The organism is Parasphingorhabdus sp. NYA22 (genome assembly GCF_976973735.1).
Genome location: NZ_OZ333477.1, coordinates 1,762,491 through 1,787,209 on the forward strand (window position 1 = coordinate 1,762,491; position 24,719 = coordinate 1,787,209).

22 protein-coding genes are annotated in these 24,719 nt (G+C 55.2%); 15 read left to right on the forward strand and 7 right to left on the reverse strand.

What is annotated here, in order from left to right:
* Positions 1 to 8 precede the first annotated feature (8 nt).
* The 5 genes from ACWFTY_RS08510 to ACWFTY_RS08530 all read left to right on the forward strand — a co-directional run bounded on the left by ACWFTY_RS08510 (position 9) and on the right by ACWFTY_RS08530 (position 3,278).
* Positions 9 to 311, forward strand: coding sequence for a polyhydroxyalkanoic acid system family protein (locus ACWFTY_RS08510; protein ID WP_447526830.1), 303 nt, complete (start codon positions 9 to 11; stop codon positions 309 to 311).
* Positions 312 to 700: 389 nt separating this feature from the next.
* The gene (locus ACWFTY_RS08515) at positions 701 to 1,153 is read left to right on the forward strand and encodes a lasso peptide biosynthesis B2 protein (RefSeq protein WP_447526831.1); all 453 of its coding nucleotides are present in this window, start codon (positions 701 to 703) and stop codon (positions 1,151 to 1,153) included.
* A gap of 135 nt (positions 1,154 to 1,288) precedes the next feature.
* On the forward strand, positions 1,289 to 2,134 hold the full coding sequence (locus ACWFTY_RS08520; RefSeq protein ID WP_447526832.1) for a hypothetical protein: 846 nt from the start codon (positions 1,289 to 1,291) through the stop codon (positions 2,132 to 2,134).
* The gene (locus ACWFTY_RS08525; RefSeq protein ID WP_447526833.1) at positions 2,127 to 2,987 is read left to right on the forward strand and encodes a sulfotransferase domain-containing protein; all 861 of its coding nucleotides are present in this window, start codon (positions 2,127 to 2,129) and stop codon (positions 2,985 to 2,987) included. The genes ACWFTY_RS08520 and ACWFTY_RS08525 overlap by 8 nt, the downstream gene beginning before the upstream one ends.
* 15 nt (positions 2,988 to 3,002) lie before the next feature.
* Positions 3,003 to 3,278, forward strand: a complete 276-nt coding sequence (locus ACWFTY_RS08530; RefSeq protein ID WP_447526834.1) for a PqqD family protein — start codon at positions 3,003 to 3,005, stop codon at positions 3,276 to 3,278.
* 75 nt (positions 3,279 to 3,353) lie between these two features.
* Here ACWFTY_RS08530 and ACWFTY_RS08535 read toward each other — a convergent pair whose 3' ends face one another.
* The 4 genes from ACWFTY_RS08535 to ACWFTY_RS08550 all read right to left on the reverse strand — a co-directional run bounded on the left by ACWFTY_RS08535 (position 3,354) and on the right by ACWFTY_RS08550 (position 7,770).
* Positions 3,354 to 3,527, reverse strand: coding sequence for a hypothetical protein (locus ACWFTY_RS08535; protein WP_447526835.1), 174 nt, complete (start codon positions 3,525 to 3,527; stop codon positions 3,354 to 3,356).
* Positions 3,528 to 3,746: 219 nt separating this feature from the next.
* Complete coding sequence (locus tag ACWFTY_RS08540; protein WP_447526836.1) at positions 3,747 to 5,714, reverse strand: asparagine synthetase B family protein; 1,968 nt, start codon at positions 5,712 to 5,714, stop codon at positions 3,747 to 3,749.
* A gap of 512 nt (positions 5,715 to 6,226) precedes the next feature.
* Positions 6,227 to 6,910, reverse strand: coding sequence for a hypothetical protein (locus ACWFTY_RS08545; protein ID WP_447526837.1), 684 nt, complete (start codon positions 6,908 to 6,910; stop codon positions 6,227 to 6,229).
* A gap of 86 nt (positions 6,911 to 6,996) precedes the next feature.
* A complete protein-coding gene (locus ACWFTY_RS08550; RefSeq protein ID WP_447526838.1) occupies positions 6,997 to 7,770 on the reverse strand; it encodes a YHYH protein in 774 nt (257 codons plus the stop codon).
* Between the two features lie 906 nt (positions 7,771 to 8,676).
* Here ACWFTY_RS08550 and ACWFTY_RS08555 point away from each other — a divergent pair.
* Positions 8,677 to 9,681 carry a hypothetical protein gene (locus ACWFTY_RS08555; RefSeq protein ID WP_447526839.1) on the forward strand — a complete coding sequence of 335 codons (1,005 nt, stop codon included), beginning with the start codon at positions 8,677 to 8,679 and terminating at the stop codon, positions 9,679 to 9,681.
* A 39-nt stretch (positions 9,682 to 9,720) separates the two neighbouring features.
* On the opposite strand, the gene trpE is transcribed toward ACWFTY_RS08555, so the two are convergent.
* Together trpE and ACWFTY_RS08565 are read right to left on the reverse strand one after the other, a co-directional pair.
* A complete protein-coding gene (gene trpE / locus ACWFTY_RS08560) occupies positions 9,721 to 11,280 on the reverse strand; it encodes an anthranilate synthase component I (RefSeq protein WP_447526840.1) in 1,560 nt (519 codons plus the stop codon).
* 7 nt (positions 11,281 to 11,287) lie between these two features.
* Positions 11,288 to 13,231, reverse strand: a complete 1,944-nt coding sequence (locus tag ACWFTY_RS08565; protein WP_447526841.1) for a SurA N-terminal domain-containing protein — start codon at positions 13,229 to 13,231, stop codon at positions 11,288 to 11,290.
* A gap of 153 nt (positions 13,232 to 13,384) precedes the next feature.
* Here ACWFTY_RS08565 and tpiA point away from each other — a divergent pair, with 153 nt between their 5' ends.
* The 4 genes from tpiA to ACWFTY_RS08585 all read left to right on the forward strand — a co-directional run bounded on the left by tpiA (position 13,385) and on the right by ACWFTY_RS08585 (position 17,408).
* Positions 13,385 to 14,131, forward strand: a complete 747-nt coding sequence (tpiA, locus tag ACWFTY_RS08570) for a triose-phosphate isomerase (RefSeq protein ID WP_447526867.1) — start codon at positions 13,385 to 13,387, stop codon at positions 14,129 to 14,131.
* 245 nt (positions 14,132 to 14,376) lie between these two features.
* Positions 14,377 to 14,769, forward strand: a complete 393-nt coding sequence (gene secG / locus ACWFTY_RS08575) for a preprotein translocase subunit SecG (RefSeq protein ID WP_447526842.1) — start codon at positions 14,377 to 14,379, stop codon at positions 14,767 to 14,769.
* A 179-nt stretch (positions 14,770 to 14,948) separates the two neighbouring features.
* The gene (locus ACWFTY_RS08580; RefSeq protein ID WP_447526843.1) at positions 14,949 to 16,580 is read left to right on the forward strand and encodes a CTP synthase; all 1,632 of its coding nucleotides are present in this window, start codon (positions 14,949 to 14,951) and stop codon (positions 16,578 to 16,580) included.
* 132 nt (positions 16,581 to 16,712) lie between these two features.
* Entirely contained in the window at positions 16,713 to 17,408 is a 696-nt protein-coding gene (locus ACWFTY_RS08585) for a Crp/Fnr family transcriptional regulator (RefSeq protein WP_447523824.1), read from the forward strand.
* A 166-nt stretch (positions 17,409 to 17,574) separates the two neighbouring features.
* Here ACWFTY_RS08585 and ACWFTY_RS08590 read toward each other — a convergent pair whose 3' ends face one another.
* Positions 17,575 to 18,054, reverse strand: a complete 480-nt coding sequence (locus tag ACWFTY_RS08590) for an Hsp20 family protein (RefSeq protein ID WP_447523825.1) — start codon at positions 18,052 to 18,054, stop codon at positions 17,575 to 17,577.
* Between the two features lie 102 nt (positions 18,055 to 18,156).
* Here ACWFTY_RS08590 and ACWFTY_RS08595 point away from each other — a divergent pair, with 102 nt between their 5' ends.
* The 5 genes from ACWFTY_RS08595 to dnaE all read left to right on the forward strand — a co-directional run bounded on the left by ACWFTY_RS08595 (position 18,157) and on the right by dnaE (position 24,712).
* Positions 18,157 to 18,414 (forward strand): hypothetical protein, encoded by a 258-nt coding sequence (locus ACWFTY_RS08595; protein WP_447523826.1) that lies wholly within the window; start codon positions 18,157 to 18,159, stop codon positions 18,412 to 18,414.
* A 148-nt stretch (positions 18,415 to 18,562) separates the two neighbouring features.
* Positions 18,563 to 19,813 carry a lipoprotein-releasing ABC transporter permease subunit gene (locus tag ACWFTY_RS08600; RefSeq protein ID WP_447523827.1) on the forward strand — a complete coding sequence of 417 codons (1,251 nt, stop codon included), beginning with the start codon at positions 18,563 to 18,565 and terminating at the stop codon, positions 19,811 to 19,813.
* Complete coding sequence (locus ACWFTY_RS08605; RefSeq protein WP_447523828.1) at positions 19,806 to 20,492, forward strand: ABC transporter ATP-binding protein; 687 nt, start codon at positions 19,806 to 19,808, stop codon at positions 20,490 to 20,492. The genes ACWFTY_RS08600 and ACWFTY_RS08605 overlap by 8 nt, the downstream gene beginning before the upstream one ends.
* A gap of 98 nt (positions 20,493 to 20,590) precedes the next feature.
* Positions 20,591 to 21,064: a glutathione peroxidase gene (locus ACWFTY_RS08610; RefSeq protein WP_447523829.1), complete on the forward strand. Its 474-nt coding sequence runs from the start codon at positions 20,591 to 20,593 to the stop codon at positions 21,062 to 21,064.
* Positions 21,065 to 21,208: 144 nt separating this feature from the next.
* Entirely contained in the window at positions 21,209 to 24,712 is a 3,504-nt protein-coding gene (gene dnaE, locus ACWFTY_RS08615) for a DNA polymerase III subunit alpha (protein ID WP_447523830.1), read from the forward strand.
* Positions 24,713 to 24,719: the final 7 nt, after the last annotated feature.

The following is a 24,719-nucleotide window of genomic DNA, read 5'->3' on the forward strand; positions in this document are numbered from 1 at the left end:
GCAGGATAATGAGCGAACCTGTAACCGTAACCGTGCCCCACAAACTGGGATTGACCGAAGCCAAAAGCCGGATCGGCAGTGGTGTCCACACTTTGAGCGATATCATCCCGGGTGCCAGCCTGACCGGTCATCGCTGGGAAGACGACCATCTTCACTTCACTCTCGAGGCCGTCGGCCAGCGGATCGTCAGCGACATGCACGTCCGCGAAGATGAGGTGTACGTTGTTCTCGACCTGCCGCCGATGCTGGCGATGTTCGCCAACAAGATAAAGGCAAAGCTGATGAAGGAAGCGCCGAAGATGCTGGAGTAGGTCGGTTGGCCCCGAATGGCCTTAAGCCGTAAACCGACGAAAGCGTTGATCATTTCTGACGTCAGCAATTGGGAGCAATTGGGTGGTTTTCGGACAGGCCTGTTTTGGGTGCGAAGTTAGGGATAGACTTTAGATGCTCTGGTCGGATTGGATGAAATGCAGCAGATTGCGCAAAATTCTTCGGATCCTTCTATTGTGTACACCCCCGATTTTCGATCAATTTCAAAATAACCAATTCAGACATATTTTTTGGAATTTGGGAATGGAGCATGGATACACACCTGAACAATCCATGACAATTATCTAGCTGAATGTATTTCCGGTCTCGACTATGCGGAGATAAAAGGTTCGGGAAAGAAAACGGAGTCCGGGGAAATCATGCTTTGCTTATGAACATTTACCGACAAACGCGAAAGGTGTTGGGCCGGTCTAAATGGCTGACTGAAACGGCTGTTATGCTTGCCGCTGCCCGTTTTCTCGTTAAATTTATCCCCTTTCGATATTGGCATAAAACCCTCGGCGATATTGACAGCGTGTCGCGTCAAGAAAAGCGGCTGGCAACTTCGGTTGAAGCCGGCAGCGAAGCGGCGCTAGTCGGCCGATGGGTGCGTAACACTGCCTCTAAAGTACCGTTTAAGGCGGTCTGCCTGCCACAAGCGATGGCTGCGCGTTGGATGTTGACGCGTCGCAATATTTCAACCCAGTTATTTATTGGTGCAAGAAGAGACCGGGACACAAAAGAATCTCAGTTCCATGCCTGGTTGATGCACGGTGAAGTCTGCGTGACCGGTCAGCATGAGAGAAAAGAATTTCAAGCCTTCGGGCAATTGGACGACTTCTAACGAAACCGCAAATTGCCGTTCGTCAGTGGAATACTTCCCTGCATTTTGCGCACGCAGTCCATTTCTATAAATTCAAGGCAGAATTGCAAATCGTTAGATATTGAATTTTAACGAAAATTTCCCCATGACCATCGGATGACTACTAGCGCGTCTGAAATTTTGGCGGCGGAAGCCTCGGTCCGCTATGGAGAAGTGCCGAAAGTTCTGAAAGACGCGCTGACAGAAGCGCCAACATTTGCGATTTCAGCAGATGCGTTCCAGTTGAAATTGCCGAGTGGGCTAAAATTCCATTATCAACGCGGGAATGGAGTCATTGTATCGAAACCCGAGAATATTTCCGATTCAGAGGTCCTGCTGTTTCTGAATGGTTCTGTTTACGGCGCAATTGCGTGGCTCAATGGCTATGTACCGCTCCACGCCTCCGGAGTGGTCCATGATCGTAAAGTATATGCCTTCACTGGAAATTCGGGAGCGGGGAAATCGACTTTAGCCGCTGCGCTCGGATCAAGGGGTTTCCCTTTGCAGGCTGACGATGTTCTGGTGCTTGATTTGAACGCTCCCAACGGGATTGTCTGTTTACCGGGACATAAGCAGATAAAATTGTGGGGAGACGCGTTGGAGCTGACGGGAGCCACCGCCGAAGCTCGGGTTCGGCCTGATCTCGACAAGTTCTATGCCTTGCCACCAGCCGGCTTGTCGGCTGAACCACTGCCCTTTGCACATTTAAGCTTTCTGGAGGATCGCGCCAGTCAACCGATAGAAACTTCCATCTCCGGTATTGAGCGGTTTACGCGTGCCCGTACGGCCTTCTACCGACCCAGATTCTACAACTCGATTGTTGAAAAAATGGATCTGTTTTCGACCATTGAACGGATCAGCCGGCAAATACCGATGTCGCGCTTTGACCGTCCGCGCGGTAGCAAACAGTTTGACAAGGTCGCCGATTTTGCGGCCGCTGCCATTCAGAGTAATCATGGATAGCGATTTGCCGGTAGGGAAAATTGACTGGCTGGCATCCTACCCGAAATCAGGCAACACCTGGATGCGAATGTTGCTGTCCAATTATTTCAGCGAACAAGACGATCCGCATGACATTAACAAGCCCGGTATAACCAATGGCATCGCTTCATCACGCATGCTGTTTGACGAGTTTTTGGGGATCGACAGTTCAGACTTGACGGCCGAAGAAGTCAAAACACTTCAACCGCATATTTACAAGTTGCTAACGGAACATAACCGGCAGCATCACTGGCTGAAGGTCCACGATGCCCAAGCAATGCTTCCCGATGGTCGGTGGCTTTTCCCGCCTGCGGTCTCTGGTTCGGTAGTGTATCTAATTCGGAATCCGCTGGATGTGACTGTTTCTCTCGCATTTCATGACGGGCATGAGGATATGGACCGCGCGGTTAGCAAAATGTGTAATCGCGATATGGCGCTTGGGGGAGAACAACGGGCGCAGTTGCGGCAATTTATGGGCAGTTGGAGCGATCATGTCCGCAGTTGGACCGACCAATCGGAGATTCCGGTACTGGTCGTCCGGTATGAGGATATGCTTGCAGATACTATTTCCGAACTAGAGCGGGTCATTGCTTTTGCGCGCCCGGATAAAGCGGTAGAAATTTGGCGTCTGGAAAAGGCTGTCAGAAACGCAGCTTTTGATAAAATGCAGACTGCTGAAAGCGAAACTCGTTTTCGAGAAACGCCATCAAAAGCGAAGCGGTTTTTTCGCAATGGAAAGGCCGGTGATTGGAAAAACCATCTTTCGAATGAACAAGTGAACCGCATTTGCGAGTGCCATGTTAATATCATGAAACGGTTCAACTATGGCCTTTAGAAATGAGCAGCTGGAATGAAGAACAACATGATTTATCGTAAGGCGATCAGCCATTTTCTCGAAACCGAATTAGACGGCGAACTGGTGTTGATGAACACGAAATCCGGGCGGTTTCATGCTCTGAAAGATACCGGCCTGTCGATTTGGCGATTAATTGACGGATCGAACAATCTGGAGTCGATCAAAGATATGATTATCGACCAATATGGCATTGATGCTCAAACTTGCGACATTGAGGTCAATGCTTTTGTAGATGCTATCGTCGAGGCCGGCCTCGTTGAACCAGCGTAGCGCATCGACCTGACCCGACTAAAATTGGCAGAAACCAAATATTGGGAATCTGGACCAGCGGCGACCGATAAGTGGTTATGATGTCGTTGGATCGGTACCATTAGCAATACCCTGAACGTCGCTAAGCGGACCAACGAAACTATTGATACCGTCGACTCCATCCAAGTCAATGAGCTGCGGCGTCGTCCATTTTTCTGAAGCTGCTGGACTTTCAAGCTTCTTCAATTGATCCTTTGAAATATCATTCATATTGAATTTCCTTCTTTCCAAAGACATAAAGACATTGTGCAATGGCACAATATCAATTTTGATTGTGACTTAGGTGGCGATAACAAACTTTTTGGCTTCAAGCCGTTTGATCAGGACAGAGTTCTCTCTCAGGAAGGCTTGCTCGCTTGGTGCTTTCGCAGATTGTCAGCCCAGCGGCGCCCGGACCCGGATCAGACCAACCGGCAAGGGCACCTCGGCTCAATCGTTCTTCCCGTTCACCCAATTGATGAAGCGCGAAGCGGTTATCGCGCGCCCGATCCCGACCATTGCCAGCATGTAATCGGGGTGGTCGGCTTTCCCAAGTGGCGTCTTGTCTGGCCAGCTATCCAGTATCTTGCGGATGCGCGGGACGTCGAACATGCGGGCCAGTTTGGGATCGGCGGCCATCCGGTCGATGTCCTGACGATAGCGGTCGAGATCACGAGTCATGCGGAGGTGCCAGTCCGCCGCCTGCCGCCCGCGCGGCGCGGTCAGAATCTCTTCGGGTAGCCTGTCCTTCATGAGCCTGCGGATCAGCCAGCGATCCCGCCCCTTGCTCATGAACTGCTGTTCCGGAATAGCTGAACAATATTCTGATATGCGCTGGTAGTTGAGCGGGTTTCGGCCTTCCATCCCGTATAGTGTCTGCATCGCAAGTCGCTCGGATGCGCCCAATTCCCTGGCACCTGAATTGGTCATATGTTTCATCAATTGGCGAGAACTGCGAAAGCTACTGTAGCTATCGTCCCAGCCCATTTCTTTGGCCCTGCTATCAACATTCATTTCGGCGGCGAAATCAGGATGGATTGCAGAAAAGCTCGCCCATCCTGTTTGGTTGAGGTTGCCGCGCAGGCGATTGATCTTTCTGGATATTGATGCGGGCAACAGAGGACGAAAAACGCGTCTATAATAGGATTTCAATAAGCCTTGGCTATCATTAAGCTTGGCCAAGTGTCCATGCAACTCGCCCCAGCGACCCCGCACAAAGAGATTGGGATAATTCATACGATTGCTGAACGAGAGAGACCGATTCCCGCCGCCTCCGCCAATTTGTATATTGCGCCCGTTGGCCCTCACTCTTTTGTTAATCGCGATGCCCCCGTAGTTATTGTTCCAGGCGTGAGGCGGCGATTCCGCCAGTCGAAACATAGTATCCAGTTCATGGTCGAGAGCCAATCCGGCACCGTCGATGAACTCGACCGAGAATTCCGGGTATTTTTGCACGAATGCCTTGACCGGACCTGACTCGTCGCCGATCCGACCAGCGCCATATGTCCGCCCGTCCCACCCCGGTTCCGGCACGGTGGTAAAGCCAATCAATGGCTCGGCTGTGGTTATTGAACCGCGTTTGAGTGCTTCAATGGCGTAAACGGCAACCGTCGAGGAATCGAGGCCAGCGCTGATCGTGAAGGCCGGTGTGACAATCCCGCGCATGGCGTCCTCCACTGCGTCCCGCATCAGAGCATCTGCAGCCTCGACATATTCATCATCGTTTGCCAACCGGACCGGTTCCACCTGACCAAAGTAAAAATATTGCTGCACCTCAATGGCGTGACGGGAAATTTCCAGCCAATGGCCCATCGGCAGGTTTTGTATTTGCTTATAGAAAGTCCGACTTTTGTCCTGATTGTTGAGGATGAGCATGTCGGCCATACGCTGCTCATCAAGTTCGCGCGGAACATGGGGCAGGGCGAATAGCCCTCTTGGTGCGGAGGCGATAGCGAATGACCGGTTTGTTTCATGATAGACCAACGGAGGCGCCCCGAACGGCGATCGTGCTGCGATCAGCTTTCCTGTCGCTTCATTGGAAAAAATGAGTGCAAATTCGCCTTCAAGCCGGTCGAGAGCGGCTTTCCCCCATTTGCGCCAGGCAGCGAACGCAATCTCGCCGTCCGCCATCGTCCTTATTTGCGCTGCCTCCAAACCCACGGCACGCGCCAAGTCCTTGCGAAAATGGAGACGACCGCTAAAGACGAACGCCATGGAACCCTCGACTATCGGCTCGCGGTCATACCGATCTTCCGGTATAAAATCGGCAAGCTTGTTCCAGCACAGACCGACATTTCCCAACCGGCAATGGTTCTGGCTTAGCGGTCCGTAAATTTGAAGCGCAGCCGCCATCCGCTCGATATGATTAGCTGAAACAGGCGTTCCGTCTCGTTCGAAAATTGCCCCTATTGCAGCCATATGCTCATGCCTCTAACATTTGGCTTTTGCATGTATCGCCAATTTCAGTTCAAGGCGATCTGGAACATGCGGTAAATTGTGTCAAAGCCTTAGTTGCAGCGTTAAATCGATGGGAGAGGACAAGGCCCCGTAAATACGCCGTTCCTAGACATCAGCGGCTGTGCCTGGCCAATTCTCGCCCGGTGAATTTGCGGACGCGAAACTAATATTGAAATAAACATTGCGCCGACAGGGGGGCATCTCGGCCATCTGGAGCACGACATTGCGCCAGATACCGTTCCCTGCCTGCTTTTGGAAAGAGAACGTGGTTTGGCGGACAATCCTGCCAGAAAGTTTAAAAGGCACAAGCCGCGCAATTGTGGTCGTTTGATAACTATCAAATGCTAACCAAAACTGGCCGTTTATGTGGGGAGAGAAACTCGCAACAACCTGCACGAATTCGTCTGATGCAGAGCTAATCCAAATAGTGGTGAATGTTACAATTCTTGAAGATTGTCTCTCCCTGGTCTGCCTTATTTCCCGATCGTCATGCGGCACAGAAGCGTGTTGTCCTGCACCAGATCATCGCTCCAGACGAGCTTGGCGGAAGCATCCCACTGAATCTCGTCATAGCCATCCTTCGGGCTCACCTCTTGCACGCTGTGTTCCACTGCCGCAGGCCAACTGCTGTCGTCAAAGTCAGTCGCGGTCCAGTTCGCCGGGATTTCTGTTTTGACAGAAGCGCACGCACCTTCACCTACGACGGGATCTTTTTCCTTGGCACATGACCGGTCTACGGGAGCACGGTGGACGACCATACAACGCATTGTCTTGTCGGTAGCGGCGATAACCTTGCCCGTCTTGGCGTCCCGGAACTGCGCGATCATCCCGCCGTCGCCCATCTGTTGCCGGTTCGTGCCAATATACTCCAGGCCTGTATCGTTTTCTTTGAAATCCTTGGCCATGAACGCGACGGTCATCGGCAACTGGTTTTCGAGTGTGATGGTTTCGGCATTGAACGAGCGCTCGGTTGTGATCGGCACGCTGTCTTCCAGAACCTTTTCACCGTTCACATACATTTCGAACCAGTTGTCGACCCATATTTCGGCGGTCACCCCGGAACTTTGGTCTTTATCTGCGGACACAGCTGGATTCTGATCCTGAGTCGCCGCGCATCCTGTGCTGAGAAGAAATGCCATCACCAGTAGTTTATGCATCAGATTTACCTTTTTCTTTCAATTCTCTGTCGGCGATAAGCCCCCCCCCACCTGCAATAACGCGAAAGGCAGGCTAATTGCGCGTATCACCGGCAATATTCTCCGGTTATCGGCGCGCCGTCATTGGTGACTGTCCGTGTTTCGAACGTATAGCAACCCGCCGTCTTTCCCGGCTTGTAGCGAATATAATATGCTTCGCCCTGATAGGTGTAGTCCATGCTGCGTTGGCCGGATTCGTCTTCCGAGAACACCAGATTTTCCACTCCGCCTTGTGGTGGAACACCCGGATCGAGACCGGGTACACCAGATTTCGGAACCAAAGGGGAAATCCTGGGCAACTCGCGCATATTGGCAACCACGCCCATCAGGCATTGGACAATATACGGCGCCTCGGCCGATGTATGATAGCGGTAGCCATAAGAAGCATCGGGCTGCCCGTTGCAGACATCCAGTGCGCCGGCGGCGATCGTGGTCCCGTCAGGATTATTGTCGCCGTAAATTGGAAAGCCGTCAAAGGCCCAGCCGATAATCGCTGCATCGCCTTTATTCTTCATCTGATCAACCATGCAGGTGGGTTTTACGTGATAGTGATAATCGTCCCCCCGGCCTGCATGTCCGCCGCACACATCAAGCTGCTCGGTTTGCAGCGTATCATGCTGCGTCTGGTGGTGATGGAGATCGGCAACGGTCATCTCGCCTCCGCCGGTATAATCGAAAATGGGAACGCCATTCACGGCAACCCCCAGAGCGGCGTCCCTGGTCTGCGGCGTATCACCCAAGACCGGCTCGAGCGGGAGCGGCGCGGCGTAACCTTCTGCCGGCACCGGAACCTGTTCGTTTGTTCCCTTTATGCCGGTCATCAGAATATGGTCGGGATAGCTATTGGAATGTATGACGGCCTTGCCATCTGCGCAGTCCACCGAAACCTTCTCCCCGAATCCCGCATCGTTGACCGACGCAGTAACTTCGGCGCAGCGGGTTCCATTCTGAGCCGTGTTCAACGCGGTTGTCGGTGAACATGCGGCAGACAGACCCACCAAGGCCAGAATTGGCAGTGTTTGGGATATTACAGCGAGGTTTTTTACAAACACATTCAGGCCTTCTTGTTTTTCGGTTTCACTGCGTCCCGATTCACAGGAGCAATATTTGTTCAGCCAAGTCCTTCGCAGTCCATTTCAGCTAAAGCTTGTCAGGCCGCATTACCAACAACGGCACCGGTCATGCCGTTGATAAGAGCTACCGGCGGCGCATCCTCGGCTGGCAGCATAGCATATGTAGCATACAGACTAGGCTGTGATAAAAGTATCTTGTATCAATTTGTCGCCAGATCGCCTGCATGACATTCAATGCTAATCCCTTCCGGCCTGAGGAAGGGAGACGGCTACAATATGAGTAAGAGTTTCGTTAATCAGCCGTTTCGCGTGCCTTTGTCGGACCAGTCGCTAGCGGGCCGAACCCGGACCTTAGGCTCTGCCTCACTTGTTGGCAGTTTTAAGCAAAGGAATAAACTGTCCGGAATGACCGGAACTGGTTCGCTTGCCGACGGACAGAAACTGCACGCGCCATGCCCCTTTTGCGGCCATAGCGAAGCTTATAAATCACTCCCCAAATCCGAAATCCCGCGCGCGCTTCACCGGTTCTTTCGCAGGTGCCAGCAACACACCCGCCTTTGCCCGACATTGCCGGGAAGCTGCGGGCCGGTTTGCATATGATGTACAAGATGCCTATGCCATTCCGCCATAATTCTGCACAAATGGGGGTACAGAGTGAAATATATTGGTCGCGTCGCACTGGTAAGTGGCTCTTTGCTCTTTGCACAATCGGCGCAGGCCGAAGTAATCTTTGGCCCTCGCGTCTCCTATTATTTCGACAATAGCAATTTGCGTACGTCCAATCTGACGGATGATAATGAGCTGATTGCATCTTTCGATGTCTCGCCAGAGGTCGAGCAATTTCTCGCCCAGACACCGGATGCCAGTTTGGAGGTGGAGGACAGGGCATCATCCATCGGCGACCAGATTGCCTATCCGATGATCGGAGCCGCTATCTCGATTGGCGACGACAAGGACCGGTTCACACTCACCGGAATGTTCGGTTCCGGATCGGGCAATCGCACCCAGACGCTGATCACCAACAAGCGCCTCAATAGTGGCGTGCAGACGATTACAGACCTGCAAGTCATTGATGCCGCGATAGACAATGAAATCGATCGCTACGATATCGAACTGACCTGGCAACGGCGGTTGAACGAAAAACTGGCTCTGTCGGGAGGCTTGCGATACGAGCGTCTGGACGTCAACGCATCGGGTCAGCTTTCCGCCGACGTTTCGTTCAACATCGACAATTTTGCCAATGCCACGCTGAACCCGACGCGACCCGCGCAACCGCCGGTGAGCCTAGGTTTTGCCGATCTGTTGCTTGACACAAAAATCGAGATATTCAGCGCTCGTCTCGGGGCGACAGCCTTTGTCCCGATCGACAATTCGATAACCGCATTTTTCAACGGAATGCTCCATGTCAGCCATCAGCCGGATTATAAGGTCGCGGCCTCCTTGCTCTCGCTAAGTCCCGAAACGGTTATATTTGAGGAGGTCGGAGAAACCAGCGTCGGTCCCGATATCGCGGTCGGCCTGCAGGCGGGCATTGCGGAAAATATTTCGCTCGATATCCGCTATCGAGCAATCTTTTTCTTCCCGGTGTCGGGCGATCTTTCCTTCAACGATGCGCGGGTCAATCACGGAGTCAATCTGGGCGTTTCATTCCGTCTGTGATCTTGTCTGACTGTTGACCGTTTGTCCGGGCCTATTCATTCACTGCCCGAAACCGGCATCCTGCGCCCGCTTCACTGCTTCTTTGGCCGCTGCTAGTAAAGCGCCGGCCTTGGCCCGGCATTCGGCCAGCTCATAAGCGGGATCGCTATCTGCGACGATCCCCGCGCCGGCCTGCACGTGCAGCATGCCGTCCTTCACAATCCCGGTGCGCAGGACGATACAGCTGTCCATGCTGCCATCGGGAGAGAAATAGCCGACCCCGCCGGCATAGGCGCCGCGGGTTTCGGGCTCGAGTTCGGCGATAATCTGGCAGGCACGCACTTTCGGTGCGCCGCTGACCGTACCGGCGGGGAAGCCGGCGAACAGGGCGTCGAGCGCATCCTTGTCAGGTGCCAGCTCTCCGACCACGTTGGAGACGATATGCATGACATGGCTGTAGAACTCGACCGTATAGCTGTCGGTGACCTCGACGCTGTTCGCGCTAGCCACCCGGCCAACGTCGTTGCGGCCGAGATCGAGCAGCATCAGATGTTCGGCCCGTTCCTTGGGATCGGCGAGCAGGCTGTCCTTGTTCGCCTTGTCCTCGGCAGTATTTTTGCCGCGCGGGCGGGTGCCGGCGATCGGGCGGATGGTTACTTCGCCATCGCGCGCGCGGACCAGTATTTCCGGGCTGGACCCGGTTAGGGCAAAACCGGGCAGGTCGAGAAAGAACAGGAAGGGTGAGGGGTTGATCCGTCGAAGCGCGCGATAGAGCTCTATCGGCGGCAGGGTGAAGGGTGTGGTGAAACGCTGTGCCAGCACCACCTGGAAAATGTCACCGGCCTCGATATAATCCTTGGCGCGCAGCACCATTTCGCCATATTTCTCGGCGGATATTTGCGGGGTGAATTCTATGTCGTCACCCTGGCGGAGGCCGGGGCCGCCTTCGGCACCAGATGCGCTCGACGGCGAGAGGCCCCGGCCTTCGCCGGGGCGACGGATTTCGATCAGACCGCGCTCGACCTCATCCAGCCGTTCCTTTGCGGATTCGATCTTGGCTTCGCTATCGCCGTCAGTTTCGGGCCATACCGGAGCGACCAGAAACAGCTCATCAGCCAGCCGGTCAAAAATCAGGATCACCGTCGGCCGGACAAACAGCATGTCGGGCAGGTCCAGCTCGGATTGAGGGGCGCGGGGGAGCTTCTCGACCAGCCCGATGGTTTCATAGCCGAAATAGCCAACCAGACAGGCGAGGGCGCGGGGCAATTCTTCCGGCACGTCCATCTGGCAGGCCTTAACCAGATTGCGCAGGACGGAGAGGCTGTCGCCGCTCTCCGGCGTAAAGGCTTCGCGGTCCTGCAGCCATGTGCGATTGATCGCGGCCTTCTCGCCATCAGCGCGGAACACCAGATCGGGTGCAAGGCCGATCATGCTGTGCCGTCCTCTGGTCTCGCCACCTTCAACCGATTCGAGCAGATAGTCGCCGCGGCCATCTTCCATCAGCTTCAAGGCAGCGGACACCGGCGTTTCGGTGTCGGCAACCTGCCGCCGCCAGATCAGCGCCGGCTTGCCGCTGTCGAGAGCCGCGCGCGCCGCTTCTATTCCGAAACTGCCACCCATATTGGGATCAGTTACCGCCGAGCAGCTGGTTTTTCAGCGCAGTCAGCGTATCCTCGTTACGCTCGACGCCGATATCCGCCTTCATCGCATTGATGAACTGTGCGGTATATTCGTTGCCGAACACCTGTTTGAACTGCGTCTTGGTGGCGTTCAGCAAATCTTCCCGTTTCGAGGCATCGCCGCGATTGAGCTTGTCGAGCACGACCACGAACCATCCCTGATCGCGCGGCGCAGCCAATGACTTTGCCGTGCCCTGCGCCATGCTGAACATCAGGCTGAGCGGCGCGGGGACCTGTCCCTGCTGGCTTTGCCGTGCGAGTTCGGCCCGTGTGGAGCTGATCTTCTGGACATTCGGCAATTTGACCCCGGCGTCGGCGACAGCCTTGGACAGGGACGTGCCGCTGCTGACTGCCTTGGCAATCTTGTCGGCGACGGCTTTCGCCTTTTTCGATCCCTGATCCAGCATATAATCGCGGGTCACAAGTTGCTCGATCTGCGCCAGAGGCGGCGGTGCGGATTCGGTAATTTCCGATACGTCGATCGCGGCATATTTCTCGCCGGGAACGATCTCGACAATCTGCGGATCGGAATCTTCATCCACTGCAAAGGCGATCGGCAATATGCGCTGCATCTCCGGGATCGGCCGGTAATTTTGATCGTTCGGGTTCTGGCCATTTGCGAGGAGCGGCGGGGTGGACTCGATCTTGAGCTCTTCCGCCTTGGCAATGTCGCCCAACGTCGCACCATCGGCAAATTCATCTTCCAGCCGGACGGTCAGTTCGGCCATGGCTTCTTCGATCTTCTCGCGAGTCAGTTCGGTCACAATCTCGCTGCGGACCTGCTCCAGCGAGCGGGCAGGGATTTGCGTGATATCCTGAACCTTGACGATATGCCAGCCGAGCGCGCTTTGCGCCGGTCCGGCAATCGCGCCCGAACGAACGCCAAAGGCGGCATTGGCGACGGCTTGCGACGCGTTATTGGCATAGTCGGTTTTGTTGACCGGTCCCACTGCGGAGGCGGAAAGCCCGACCGACTGTGCGGCCTGCTCTAGCGAGGTGCCGGCCTTGATCTTGTCGGCCAGCGCCTTGGCGGCGGCTTCGGTTGGCAGGATAACCTGATTGAGTTTGCGGGTCTCGCTGGCTGAATAGCGGGAATTGTTCAGTTTGTAATAGCCCGCGATTTCCTTTTCGCTGGGCTTGATCTTGTCGTTGAAACGCGATCTTTCGAACAGGGCATAGCGGATCGTCCGTCGTTCGGGGATCGTGTAGCGCGATGCGTTCTTGGCATAAAAGGCTTCAACGGCTGCTTTTGCCGGTTTGCTGTTTTCAATGAAGGCCACAGACGGAATGGTTGCGATCTGTCCTTCGCGCGATTCAAGCAACAGTGAGGCATAGGGAATGACAAGCTTCTGCGGCACTGCGGCCCCGAACCCGGCTGTCGTCAACAACTGGTCAGCCATCAGATTGCGGGTAAAATCGTCGCGCAACTGGGTTTCGTTGATACCCTGTTGCTGCAAGGCGCGGCGGAAATTTTCTTCGCTGAACTGGCCATCTGCGCCTTGAAAAGTCGGGATGCTGGCAATCTCGCCATCGACCAGGCGCTTGCCGGCAGCCATGCCATATTTGGCACCGAAATCGGCAATGGCAAAGCTGTTGATCAGCCGGTCCAGCACATCGTCAAAGCCACCGCCATTGATGAAGGTCTTGAGATCAAGCCCGGTGTTCTGACGCTGCTCGTTGCGAAAGGCATTGTTTACCGACTGGCCGAGTTCCGCGCTGGACAATTTGCTGTCGCCGACTTTCGCCGCCGTGCCCGAGCCGGTGACCCCGCCGAATGTACCGCTGCTCGACACGTCGGCCGTGGCAAAGGCAATGGCGATCAACCCGACGAAACAAAAGGTCAGAAAAAGGCCCAGTTTCGAGGAAAAAATACGGCGGAAAAAACTGATCATGAAAGAAATGTTCCATTGCGGGAGGTGGATTTGCGCTTGCTTTAGGCGGCTTGGCTTTGTGGTTCAAGCAAAAGACTACGGAAGGAAATTGGCAAGCGGAAGGATATTTGTTAGCGGATGGACATTATAAAAATGGAAAAGGCTAAGGGCATCATGGCAAACCGCAAATATATTGTCGGCAACTGGAAAATGAACGGACTGCGCGAGCAGCTTTCGGATATAGCGGCTATTGCCGCGATCGCCGCCAATCATGAGGGTGCCGATGTCGGCATCTGCCCTCCAGCCACGCTGATTGCCGCAGCCACACAGGCCAATCCGGGCTTTGCCATCGGCGCGCAGGATTGCCATTTCGCCGAAAACGGCGCGCATACCGGATGTCTGTCTGCAGCGATGCTGAAGGAAGCAGGCGCTACTTACTCGATCCTCGGCCACAGCGAACGCCGCGCCGATCAGCAGGAAGGCGATGCCGAAGTAAAAGCCAAAGCAGAGGCGGTCCACGCAGCCGGCATGGGCGCAATTATCTGCGTTGGCGAAACCGAAGAAGAACGCGATGCCGGACAGGCGATTGAAATAGTCACCATCCAGCTCGCCCGCTCCTTTCCCGCCGGCGCCAGCGCAAACTGGCTGACCATTGCCTATGAACCGGTATGGGCGATCGGCACCGGCCGCGTTCCCGAAGCCAGCGATGTCGAAGAAATGCACGCCGCGATCCGGGCGAAGCTCGGAGAATTGATGGGGCAGGGCAGCGACGCCGTGCGCATCCTCTATGGCGGATCGATGAATGGCGGCAATGCAGCCGAGTTGCTGGCGGTTCCCAATGTCGATGGCGGACTGGTCGGCGGCGCAAGTCTGACGGCAGCCAAATTTGGTCCGATTATCGAGGCGGCTGCGGCGGCCTGAAAGGGTTTGATTTAAAAGCATATCTCCCGGCCTGGAGCGCGGCGGATGACCATCTTATCGGAAATATAATTTCCTACATTTGGTATATTCTATCCAACAGCACCTGTTTCCACGCTCTCTCCGCCGCAACTTCGCCAACTTTAGCCGGTTGAGGCAGAGTGGATCATCGCTTGAACTCGGACCGGTCAATCGCTATGTGCGCTGCACGTCGGAGCGCATGCTCGCTATATTAGTTCGGAAAATTCATGTTTCTTTTTCTCACCGTCCTTCAAGCCATTGTCGCCGCCATGCTGGTGGGTGTCATATTGATGCAGAAATCCGAAGGCGGCGGACTGGGTGTCGGCGGCTCGCCATCCGGCATGATGTCGGCGCGCGGCGCAGCGGATTTGCTGACCCGGACGACCGCGGTTCTGGCGGTATTGTTTGTCGCCTTGTCGATCACTCTGGCGGTTCTGGCTGCTGCAGAAGGGAAGGTCGAAACAATCGACCAGAGCCTGCAACGGGATACAGCGCCGATTTCCGCTCCGGCTGACGATGTTCCTCTGGTCGGCGACGATCCATTGGCCGCAGCTGCTGCTGCAGCGGCAGAAGAAGCGCCGGCAACCAGCACGGACAGTTCCATCCCGCTGGACCAATAGGCTTTTTCAAAGCCATCGGCTGACTTTGATTCTCCGGGCATTGCGACCAGTGCCTTCGGGCGCTGCGTCGCTATCCGTTCGATGAGCGGAAAATGACCACCTCCAAATAATATTTATTTCGCTTTTCCGGATTCGCGGGATTGCCATAAGTGGTATTTACGCCTTAAGCCTCTCCTCCCATGGCGCGATATATTTTCATTACCGGCGGTGTGGTTTCCTCTCTTGGCAAAGGTCTGATGGCGGCGAGCCTCGGCGCTCTGTTGCAGGCTCGCGGATATTCCGTGCGAATCCGGAAACTCGACCCCTATCTCAACGTTGATCCAGGCACGATGTCGCCTTATCAGCATGGCGAAGTCTATGTTACCGATGACGGTGCAGAGACCGACCTCGATCTTGGCCATTACGAGCGCTTTACCGGCGTCCCGTCACTGCAATCCGACAATGTCACATCGGGGCGAATCTATCAGTCGATCATTACCAAGGAGCGCCGCGGCGACTATCTTGGTGCGACCGTACAAGTCATTCCGCATGTCACCGACGCGATTCAGGAATTTGCTGAAGACAAGCTCGACGGCATCGATTTCGTCTTGTGCGAAATCGGCGGGACTGTGGGCGATATTGAAAGCCTGCCATTCATCGAAGCGATTCGGCAGTTGCGCAACAAGGTCGGCCGGGACAATGCGATTTCCGTCCATGTCACTCTCGTGCCTTATATCGCCGCCGCCGGTGAGCTGAAAACCAAACCGACCCAGCACAGCGTCCGGGAATTGACCTCGCTGGGCATCCAGCCGGACATATTGCTCTGCCGCTGCGAACATCCGTTGCCCGAGAGCGAGCGGGCCAAAATCGCCCAATTCTGTAATGTTCGCATGGAATCGGTGATACCGGCGCTGGACGCGAGCAATATCTATAACGTGCCGCTGCAATATCATAAGGAAGGCCTGGACCGGGAGGTGCTGCGCGCCTTTTCCATTGATGATGCGCCGGAACCCGACCTGTCACGCTGGTATGACGTCATGGAACGGATCGAGCATCCGGAAGGCGAAGTCATTGTCGGCGTGGTCGGCAAATATGTCGGGCTGCAGGATGCCTACAAGTCGCTTCAGGAAGCCCTGTTCCACGGCGGCCTCGCCAATCGGGTCAAGGTACAGGTTCGCTGGCTCGATGCGGAACTGTTTGAAAATGAAGAGGATCTCGCTGCAAAACTGGAACCGCTTCATGCGATTCTGGTTCCCGGTGGCTTTGGCGAACGCGGGAGCGAAGGCAAGATCGGCTCGGTCAAATTTGCCCGCGAGAATGATATCCCGTTCTTCGGTATCTGTCTTGGTATGCAAATGGCCTGTGTCGAAGCGGCCCGCAATCTGGCTGGCATCGACACTGCATCAACCACCGAATTTGGTGAAACCGAAGAGCCGGTTGTCGGCCTGATCACCGAATGGATGACCGAAGAAGGTCTGCAAAAGCGCGAAGCTGGCGGCGACATGGGCGGTACGATGCGACTCGGCGCTTATGATGCGGTGCTGCAGAAAGGGTCAAAAATCAGCGAAATTTATGGCACTCGCGAAATCAGCGAACGCCACCGCCACCGTTATGAGGTGAACAAGGGCTATGTCGAACGGCTGGAACAAACCGGCCTGATCTTCTCCGGCATGTCACCAGATGGCGAGCTTCCTGAAACCGTCGAAAGGCCTGATCACAGCTGGTTTGTCGGCGTCCAGTTCCATCCGGAACTCAAAAGCAAGCCGTTTGATCCGCATCCGCTTTTTGCCTCTTTCATCGCGGCAGCACTGCAACAAAGCAGGCTCGTCTAGGCGCCGAAATCAATTGTTATCGCTAGATTCCGGCGGATGTCGAATCTGTCCAATATATTTTACAGGATGTGACTATTGTCACACAAATAAAGCATAAGGAAGTTAGCAAAAACTTCCAGACAGGGTCGAGGGATGGTTGCAGTGAGAGCCGAAGAACTGGCAGATATATTGGCGGAACACAGCCTGTTTGCCGATTGCGACGAAGCTGAGCTGGCAGACTTGATATTGCGTGGACATTTCGTGCAATATAAAAAAGGGGACGAACTGATCATGCAAGGTGATCCTGGAAACTCGCTGCTGATATTATTGTCAGGCAATGCGCGCACCAGCATGATCGCCAGCAATGGTTATGAAGTTGTTCTCGATTATGCGGAAGCCGGGCAGGTCCTGGGTGAAATCGCGCTGCTGGATGGTGGCGAACGGACGGCCAGCGTTACTGCAATTGAACCGACGTCGGCGCTTTCGATAACGCGCGAAGCTTTTGAAGATATCTTGGCCAAGCACAAGAATATGGCGCTGCGGCTTTTGAAAGTCATGGCCAAGAGGATCCGGATGGCCAACAGCATGATCGAAGGCGATCGTGCCTATACTTCCGGTCCGCGACTGGCGCGCTATCTGTTGAGACTATCCGTGGTCGGGGCAGAAGAAGGGCGACTGAAGCTGGACCTGAGCCAGAGCGAACTCGGCAACTTTGCCGGCATGTCGCGCGAACATATTAATCGGCAGCTTTCTGCCTGGTCGGAAAGCGAGATTGTGGCAGTGGAGAGCGGAAAGGTCCGGATATTGGACCATGCGATGCTTTCCCATATTGCCGAAGCAGATTCTTGACGAAAATTGGCCTTTTGCGACCCGGGCTAATTATCGTCGAGAGTGACACCAAGCGGGTGTCAGGGGCAGTCGGATCCTCATCCGGCTGCCCCATTTTATTTTTCCATCGATAAAAAAGGCAGCCAGATTGCTCTGGCTGCCTCTGGCTTTCGGTTAAAAGACGCGCTTAAGCGGCTTTGTCTGCTTTCTTTTTCCGCTTGTCGGCGATCTTGGTGACATTGTCGCCCTTGTTGATGGCGATCGTCTGCGGCCGCATCGCTTCGGGGATTTCCCGGACCAGGTCGATTTCCAGCAGGCCATCGGCCAGTTCGGCATTTTCGACGCGGACGAAATCGGCGAGTTCGAAACGCCGTTCAAAGTTGCGGTTGGCGATGCCCATGTGCAGGAACTGCTTGCCTTCATGATCGTCGGCTTTCTTGTTGCCGGCGACGAGCAGCAGGTTCTGCTGGGCGGTGATTTCGATTTCTTCATCCTTGAAACCGGCGACGGCTAGCGTGATCCGATACTGATCTTCGCCGCTGCGTTCGATGTTGAACGGCGGGTAATTCTCGGATTGCTGCGCGCGGGCATTATTTTCAAGAAGGTCGAAAAGCCGGTCAAAACCTACGGTTGAGCGGCGGTATGGGGTAAAGTCAAAACGATTCATATCTATATCCTCTGCAATTGAGCAATGTAAATCTGGACCCGCAAATGCGGCATCCGGTTCGCTGTTGTGAAACCCGAATTGGCGTTCCACACCCATAAAGATATGATCGGTTTGCTGGATTTCAAGAGGAAGAAAAAGGCCGATTGCCAACGGTTTAGAAAATTTATTGCGCAAAAAAAACGCCCGGATGCCAATGAGCACCCGGGCGAAAATGGTGACGAATTAATTCGTCCCCTGTTTTCCCGTCCTATTCAACGCCGCTTGTCCCCCAACATTTGGCGGAACCGGAAGGGATCCCTGAACCATGACCCGTTAATCGAGATGTTTGATTCTGTAACCATGTGTGATCGACTGACATAAATTTGTCATGACAAATTTGGGCGTTTGGGAAGATTGGTCACGGCTTGTGGCATATCGGCAACAGCAGATTTACCACCATGCCACTTGCTTGCCCCGACCAGCGAACGTAAAGGCAGGGAAACCTGATCCAAGGAAGTCGTCGCAAGTCATGCTCCTATCCCGTTATGAATGGGTCATCGCAAAACGTTATCTGTTACCCGGCAAAGGGGAGGGGTTTATCTTCCTCGTTGCCAGTATCAGTCTGGTCGCGGTCATGCTCGGCGTCGCCGCGCTGATCGTGGTAATGAGCGTCATGAACGGTTTCCGCGCGGAACTGTTCGACAAAATCGTTGGCCTGAACGGCCATGCCGTGATCCAGGGCTATGGTGGCCGTCTGCCGGACTGGCGCGAATTGCTCGAGGAAACTCGCGAAACCAAAGGTGTCGTCTCCGCATCGCCTTTGATCGAACAGCCCTTGCTGACCACGTTCAACGGGCGGGTCGAGGCCGTTCTGGTGCGGGGGATGCTTGTTCCCGACATATTGAACAATGAAACACTCGACGGAAAAACTGTCGCCGGTGATCTGGCGCGTCTCGAGGCAGGATCAGGGCGGGTCGGCATCGGAAGCCGGCTGGCAACGACTTTGGGCGCGCAGGTCGGGAGCCGGATTACCATCATCAATCCGCAAGGACGTTCGACGCCGTTCGGAACGGTGCCGCGCGAAATTGCCTATGATGTCGCCGCGATATTCGAAGTCGGTGTCTATGATTATGACAAGGCTTTTGTAATCATGCCGATGGAGGACGCGCAGACCCTGCTACTGCTCGGCGACCAGATCGGGATGATCGAGATAAAGACCGATGACGCCGACAATGTCGGCAAGATAATCGCACCCCTGGTGCCCAAGGTGGCCGATCGCGGGGTCATCACCGACTGGCAGACGATGAATGCATCGCTGTTCGAAACGCTGCAAGTCGAGCGAGTGGTGATGTTCGTGATCCTGTCGATCATCATTCTCGTTGCTGTCTTCAATATATTGTCGTCGCTGATCATGCTGGTGCGAGCCAAGACCCGGGATATCGCGATCCTGCGCACCATGGGTGCCTCGCGTGCCTCGCTGGTGCGGATTTTTGTCACCGTCGGGACGGCTATCGGCACGCTCGGCATAGCCGCGGGCATAATCCTCGGCTTGATCGCAATCTATTTCCGCCAGAATGTGATCAATTTCGTCCAGATCATCACCGGACAGAATCTGTGGGATCCGTCGATCCGCTTTTTGACTGAATTACCAGCGCGCACCGATCCGATGGAAGTGGTCGGTATCGCCGGGCTGGCGCTGTTGTTCAGCTTCCTGGCGACACTCTATCCCGCCTATAAGGCGGCCAGTACCGACCCGGTCCAGGTGCTTCGCTATGAGTGACAGAAAAATCGAGAAAACCGTCGAATTGCGCGATGTGAAGCGCAGCTTTGTGCAGGGTGATGTCAAGATCGAGGTGCTTCGCGGCGTCAATCTCGACATTCATGCCAATGAAATCGTCGCGCTTGTCGGTCCGTCCGGCTCGGGGAAGTCGACGCTGCTGCAGGCGGTCGGATTGCTCGAGGGCGGGTTTGAAGGTTCGATCAAGCTGGCCGGCGAAGAAACCGCACATATGCCAGCCAGCGGTCATACGCGGATCCGGCGCGATCTGCTCGGTTTCGTCTATCAGTTCCACCATCTGCTGCCTGACTTTACAGCCTTGGAAAATGTGGTGATGCCGCAGCTGATTGCTGGTGTGAGCCAGAAGGCAGCAGAAGAAAGAGCGGAAACATTGTTGCGCAGCCTGGGGCTGGGTGCGCGACTGGATCATAATCCGAGCAAATTGTCCGGCGGGGAGCAACAGCGGGTTGCTGTCGCCCGCGCGCTGGCCAATGCGCCGAAACTGGTGCTGGCCGACGAGCCGACCGGTAACCTTGACGAAGCGACCGCCGATCTGGTTCTCTCCGAATTTATCGCTCTGGTACGGCAGGAAGGCAGCGCCGCGCTGATCGCGACGCATAATGAACGCATGGCTGCCAAAATGGACCGGGTTGTGCGCCTTCATGAGGGTGTTTTAACCTAGGCTTTTCAGTTCGAATCGAGAATGGCTTTGACTTTTCTCGTGCGAGTATCAATCTGTGGGGCGAGAAAAACTAAAAAAACAAACAATGCGGGGCGCATATGAAGGTTACGGAATTTCAGGTTAAGCAGGCGGATGGTTCGATGGAGGACTTGTCCGCCCATAAGGGCAAGGTGCTTCTGATCGTGAACACCGCTTCGAAATGCGGGTTCACACCGCAATATGAAGGGCTCGAAAAGCTGCACCAGGAATATGGGGACAAGGGCCTCGAAATACTGGCCTTTCCCTGCAACCAGTTCGGCAATCAGGAACCGGGCGATGCCGACGAAATCAAGAATTTCTGCTCGCTCAACTATGATGTGAGCTTTCCGCTGATGGGCAAGATTGACGTCAACGGCAATGACGCCGACCCGCTGTGGAAATATCTGAAGGCTGAAAAATCCGGGCTTCTCGGCTCCCGGATCAAGTGGAATTTCACCAAATTCCTGGTCGACCGCGAAGGCAATGTTGTCAGCCGTTTCGGTCCCGCGGTGAAGCCGGAGCAGCTCAAAAACGAGATTGAAGCGCTGCTATAGGCAGCCTGGTCAGGGGCGAAATTTCGTTCTGGTCAGGATCATGCGCTACCATCCGGCAAATATGCTGTGGACAAATGGTCGATAGTTTCGGCCACGATGATCGTCGGCATATCCAAGACCAGATTGCCGCGCTAGTCTGACAATATGGCCCAAGTCCCTTTCGTCCATCTCCGTACCTTTTCTGCTTATACCATCCTGGACGGAGCGATGGAGCCGGCAGCCATTGGCGTTGCGGCAAAAGAGCGCGGTTTTCCGGCAGTTGCACTGTGCGACCGGATTGGTCTCTTCGCCTCCATGGCTTTCGATGACGGTTGCCGTGCCCAGGGCGTACAGCCGATCACCGGTTGCTTCCTGAGGGTTGCGCGACCGGGCGGTGCCGATCCGACCAAGCCGGTGCTGGATTGGATCGCGCTCTACGCGCAGGATGCTGAGGGATATGAAAATCTCTGCAAGCTGGTCTCCGCTTCCCATCTCGACCGTCCGAGCGAGCTAGACGCCCATGTCGCAATGGATATGCTGGGCCAGCACAGCAATGGTCTGATCGCCTTGACCGGCGGCGGCGAGGGTGCGCTGGCGCGATTGATCGCGGAAGAACAGCAACCGGAAGCCAAAGCCTATCTGTCCCTGCTGCAGCAATATTTCCCCGGACGGCTTTATATCGAATTGTCCCGCCGCGAGGATCCGGTCGAAATGGCGGCGGAATCCGGCCTGATTGCTCTGGCGATGGACAGGGATATCCCGCTGGTGGCAACCAATCCGAGTTGCTTCTCCGAACCCGATTTCCACGAAGCGCATGATGCGATGAAATGTATCGCGCAATCGGCCTATGTCGAGAATAACGAGCGCGAAAAGCCGTCCAAACATCTGTGGATGAAAAGCGCGCTGGTGATGGAAGATCTGTTTTCCGATATCCCGGAAGCGCTGCAGAACACATTGGTGATAGCGCAAAGATGCGCATTTTCACCGCCGAAAAGGGATCCGATCCTGCCCAGTCTGGCCGGAGATCTCGCGGGTGAAATCGAGCAATTGCGCCGCGATGCCACCGCAGGGCTCGAAAGACGGCTGGAACTTCTGGAACTGTCGGACGAGGCAGAACGGAAAATCTATTTCGACCGGCTGGCTTTCGAACTGGATGTCATCGTCAGCATGGGATTTCCCGGTTATTTTCTGATCGTTGCCGACTTTATCAAATGGGCAAAGGATCAGGATATTCCGGTCGGACCGGGCCGTGGTTCGGGCGCTGGATCGGTCGTCGCATGGGCGTTGACGATCACCGATCTTGATCCGATCAAGCTGGGCCTGCTGTTCGAACGTTTCCTCAATCCGGAACGTGTGTCGATGCCGGATTTCGATATCGATTTCTGTGAAACCCGGCGCGGCGAGGTCATTCGCTACGTGCAGGAAAAATACGGCGATCGGCAGGTCGCCCAGATCATCACCTTCGGAAAGCTGAAGGCGCGTGCGGTGTTGCGCGACGTTGGCCGGGTGTTGCAAATGCCTTACGGGCAAGTCGACCGGCTGACCAAATTGATCCCCAATCATCCCACCGACCCTTGGGATTTGAAGCGTTCGCTCAACGGCATTACGGAACTGGCGCAGGAATATAAGCAGGCGGACGTGAAGCGCCTTTTCGATCTGGCCATGAAGCTCGAAGGCCTGCCGCGGCACAGCTCGACCCATGCTGCCGGCGTGGTGATCGGCGATCGCCCGCTGGACCAGCTGGTGCCGCTTTACCGCGATCCCCGTTCGGACCTGCCAGTGACCCAGTTCGACATGAAATTTGTCGAAAAAGCCGGTCTGGTGAAATTCGACTTTTTGGGCCTGAAGACGCTGTCGGTGTTGAAAAAGGGCGTCCAGTTGCTCGCTGAACGCGGCGTCGAAGTCGATCTGGATAGCCTTAGTTGGGAAGATGAAAAGGTTTTCGAGTTGCTCCAGCGCGGCGATACCGTTGGTGTGTTCCAGCTCGAATCCGAAGGTATGCGGCGGACTCTGGCGGCGGTGAAGCCCACCAATTTCGGTGATATTATCGCACTGGTGTCGCTCTATCGCCCAGGTCCGATGGACAATATCCCTCTGTTCGGCGATCGCAAAAACGGCCGCGTCGAAATCGCCTATCCGCATCCCTTGCTGCAAGACATCCTCAAGGAAACCTACGGGATTTTTGTCTATCAGGAACAGGTGATGCAGGCGGCGCAGATCATCGCCGGCTATTCACTCGGTGAAGCAGATTTGCTGCGCCGCGCCATGGGTAAGAAAATTCAGGCGGAAATGGATGTCCAGCGGAAGAGGTTCGTGACGGGTGCCGCGGAAAATGGCCTGAACAGCGAGCAGGCCAACGAGCTGTTCGACTTGATCGACAAATTTGCCGGCTATGGTTTCAATAAAAGTCACGCCGCTGCTTATGCGTTGCTAGCTTATCAGACCGCCTGGCTGAAGGCGCACTATCCGCATGAATTCTACGCGGCCTCGATGTGTTTCGACATGCACCAGTCCGACAAGCTCAGCATTTTTGTAGATGATATGAAGCGGCTGGGCGTTACCGTATTGGGCCCCGCGATCAACAGAAGCCGTCCCAATTTTTCTGTCGAGGAGCAGCCGGAAGCTCTGCTGGCCGTCCGCTATGCGCTGGCCGGTCTGAAAAATGTCGGCGAAAAGGCGATGCAGGCGGTAGTAGCGGAACGCGCCCAGGATGGTCCGTTTTCGTCGATCGAGGATTTCGCCAACCGGATCGACCCGCACGGCCTCAACAAGCGCCAACTGGAAAGTCTAGCCTCGGCCGGAGCCTTTGACGATCTGGAACCAAACCGTGCCGCAATCTATGACGGCGCGGACATGATATTGTCGGTCGCGAACAGTGCCGCCGACGCGCGCGAAAGCGGGCAGGGCGGTCTCTTCGGCGAGGGCAGTGCCGGCGGTGAAATGCAGGCGATCCGGTTGCCGGAGAACAGCAACTGGTCGCTGAACGAGATCATGATCCATGAGCGCGATGCCTTCGGCTTCTATTTCTCCTCGCATCCGGTTTCCCAGTTCCAGGCGGTTTCCTCTTCGCTTGGCGCGATGACCTATGCGGCATTGTGCAGCGGAGACCCGATCGGCGAAGGGATTCGCAAGCCTGCGGTCATGTCCGCTCTGATCGAAAAAGTGCGCTGGCGTGACAGCCGCCGGGGCAAAAGGTTCGCACTTTCCGACCTGTCCGACAGCAGCGGTCAGTTTTCTGCCAGTTGCTTTGATGAAGACCAGTGCAAGATTCTGGAAGAGCTTGCGCAACAGGGGCGCTGTGCGCTGCTCAAGGTCGAACTGGACCAGCAGTCGGAAGATGAAAATCCGCGTGTTGCGATCCGGACGGTTCAACCGCTCGACGGGCTGGAAAAAACCACCCGGACCCGCATGGAGCTTGAAGTTCATGATATCGCCGGATTGCAGGAGTTGACCAATCTGGTGGCGCCATTGCTCGGCGGCCAGAGCGAAATCGTAGCTACTATGGCCGGGCCCGACGGCGATCTGGTCAAAGTCTGTCTCGGGCGCTCCTTCCGTCTGGATGCCGAAACGGTGGAGATGCTGGAGCGGGTTCATGGTCTTGGCAACGTCCGCTTGGGCCCGGCTCGACCGATGCGGGTAGCAAAACCCAAATTAAGGCTTGTCAGCTAGCGCTAAA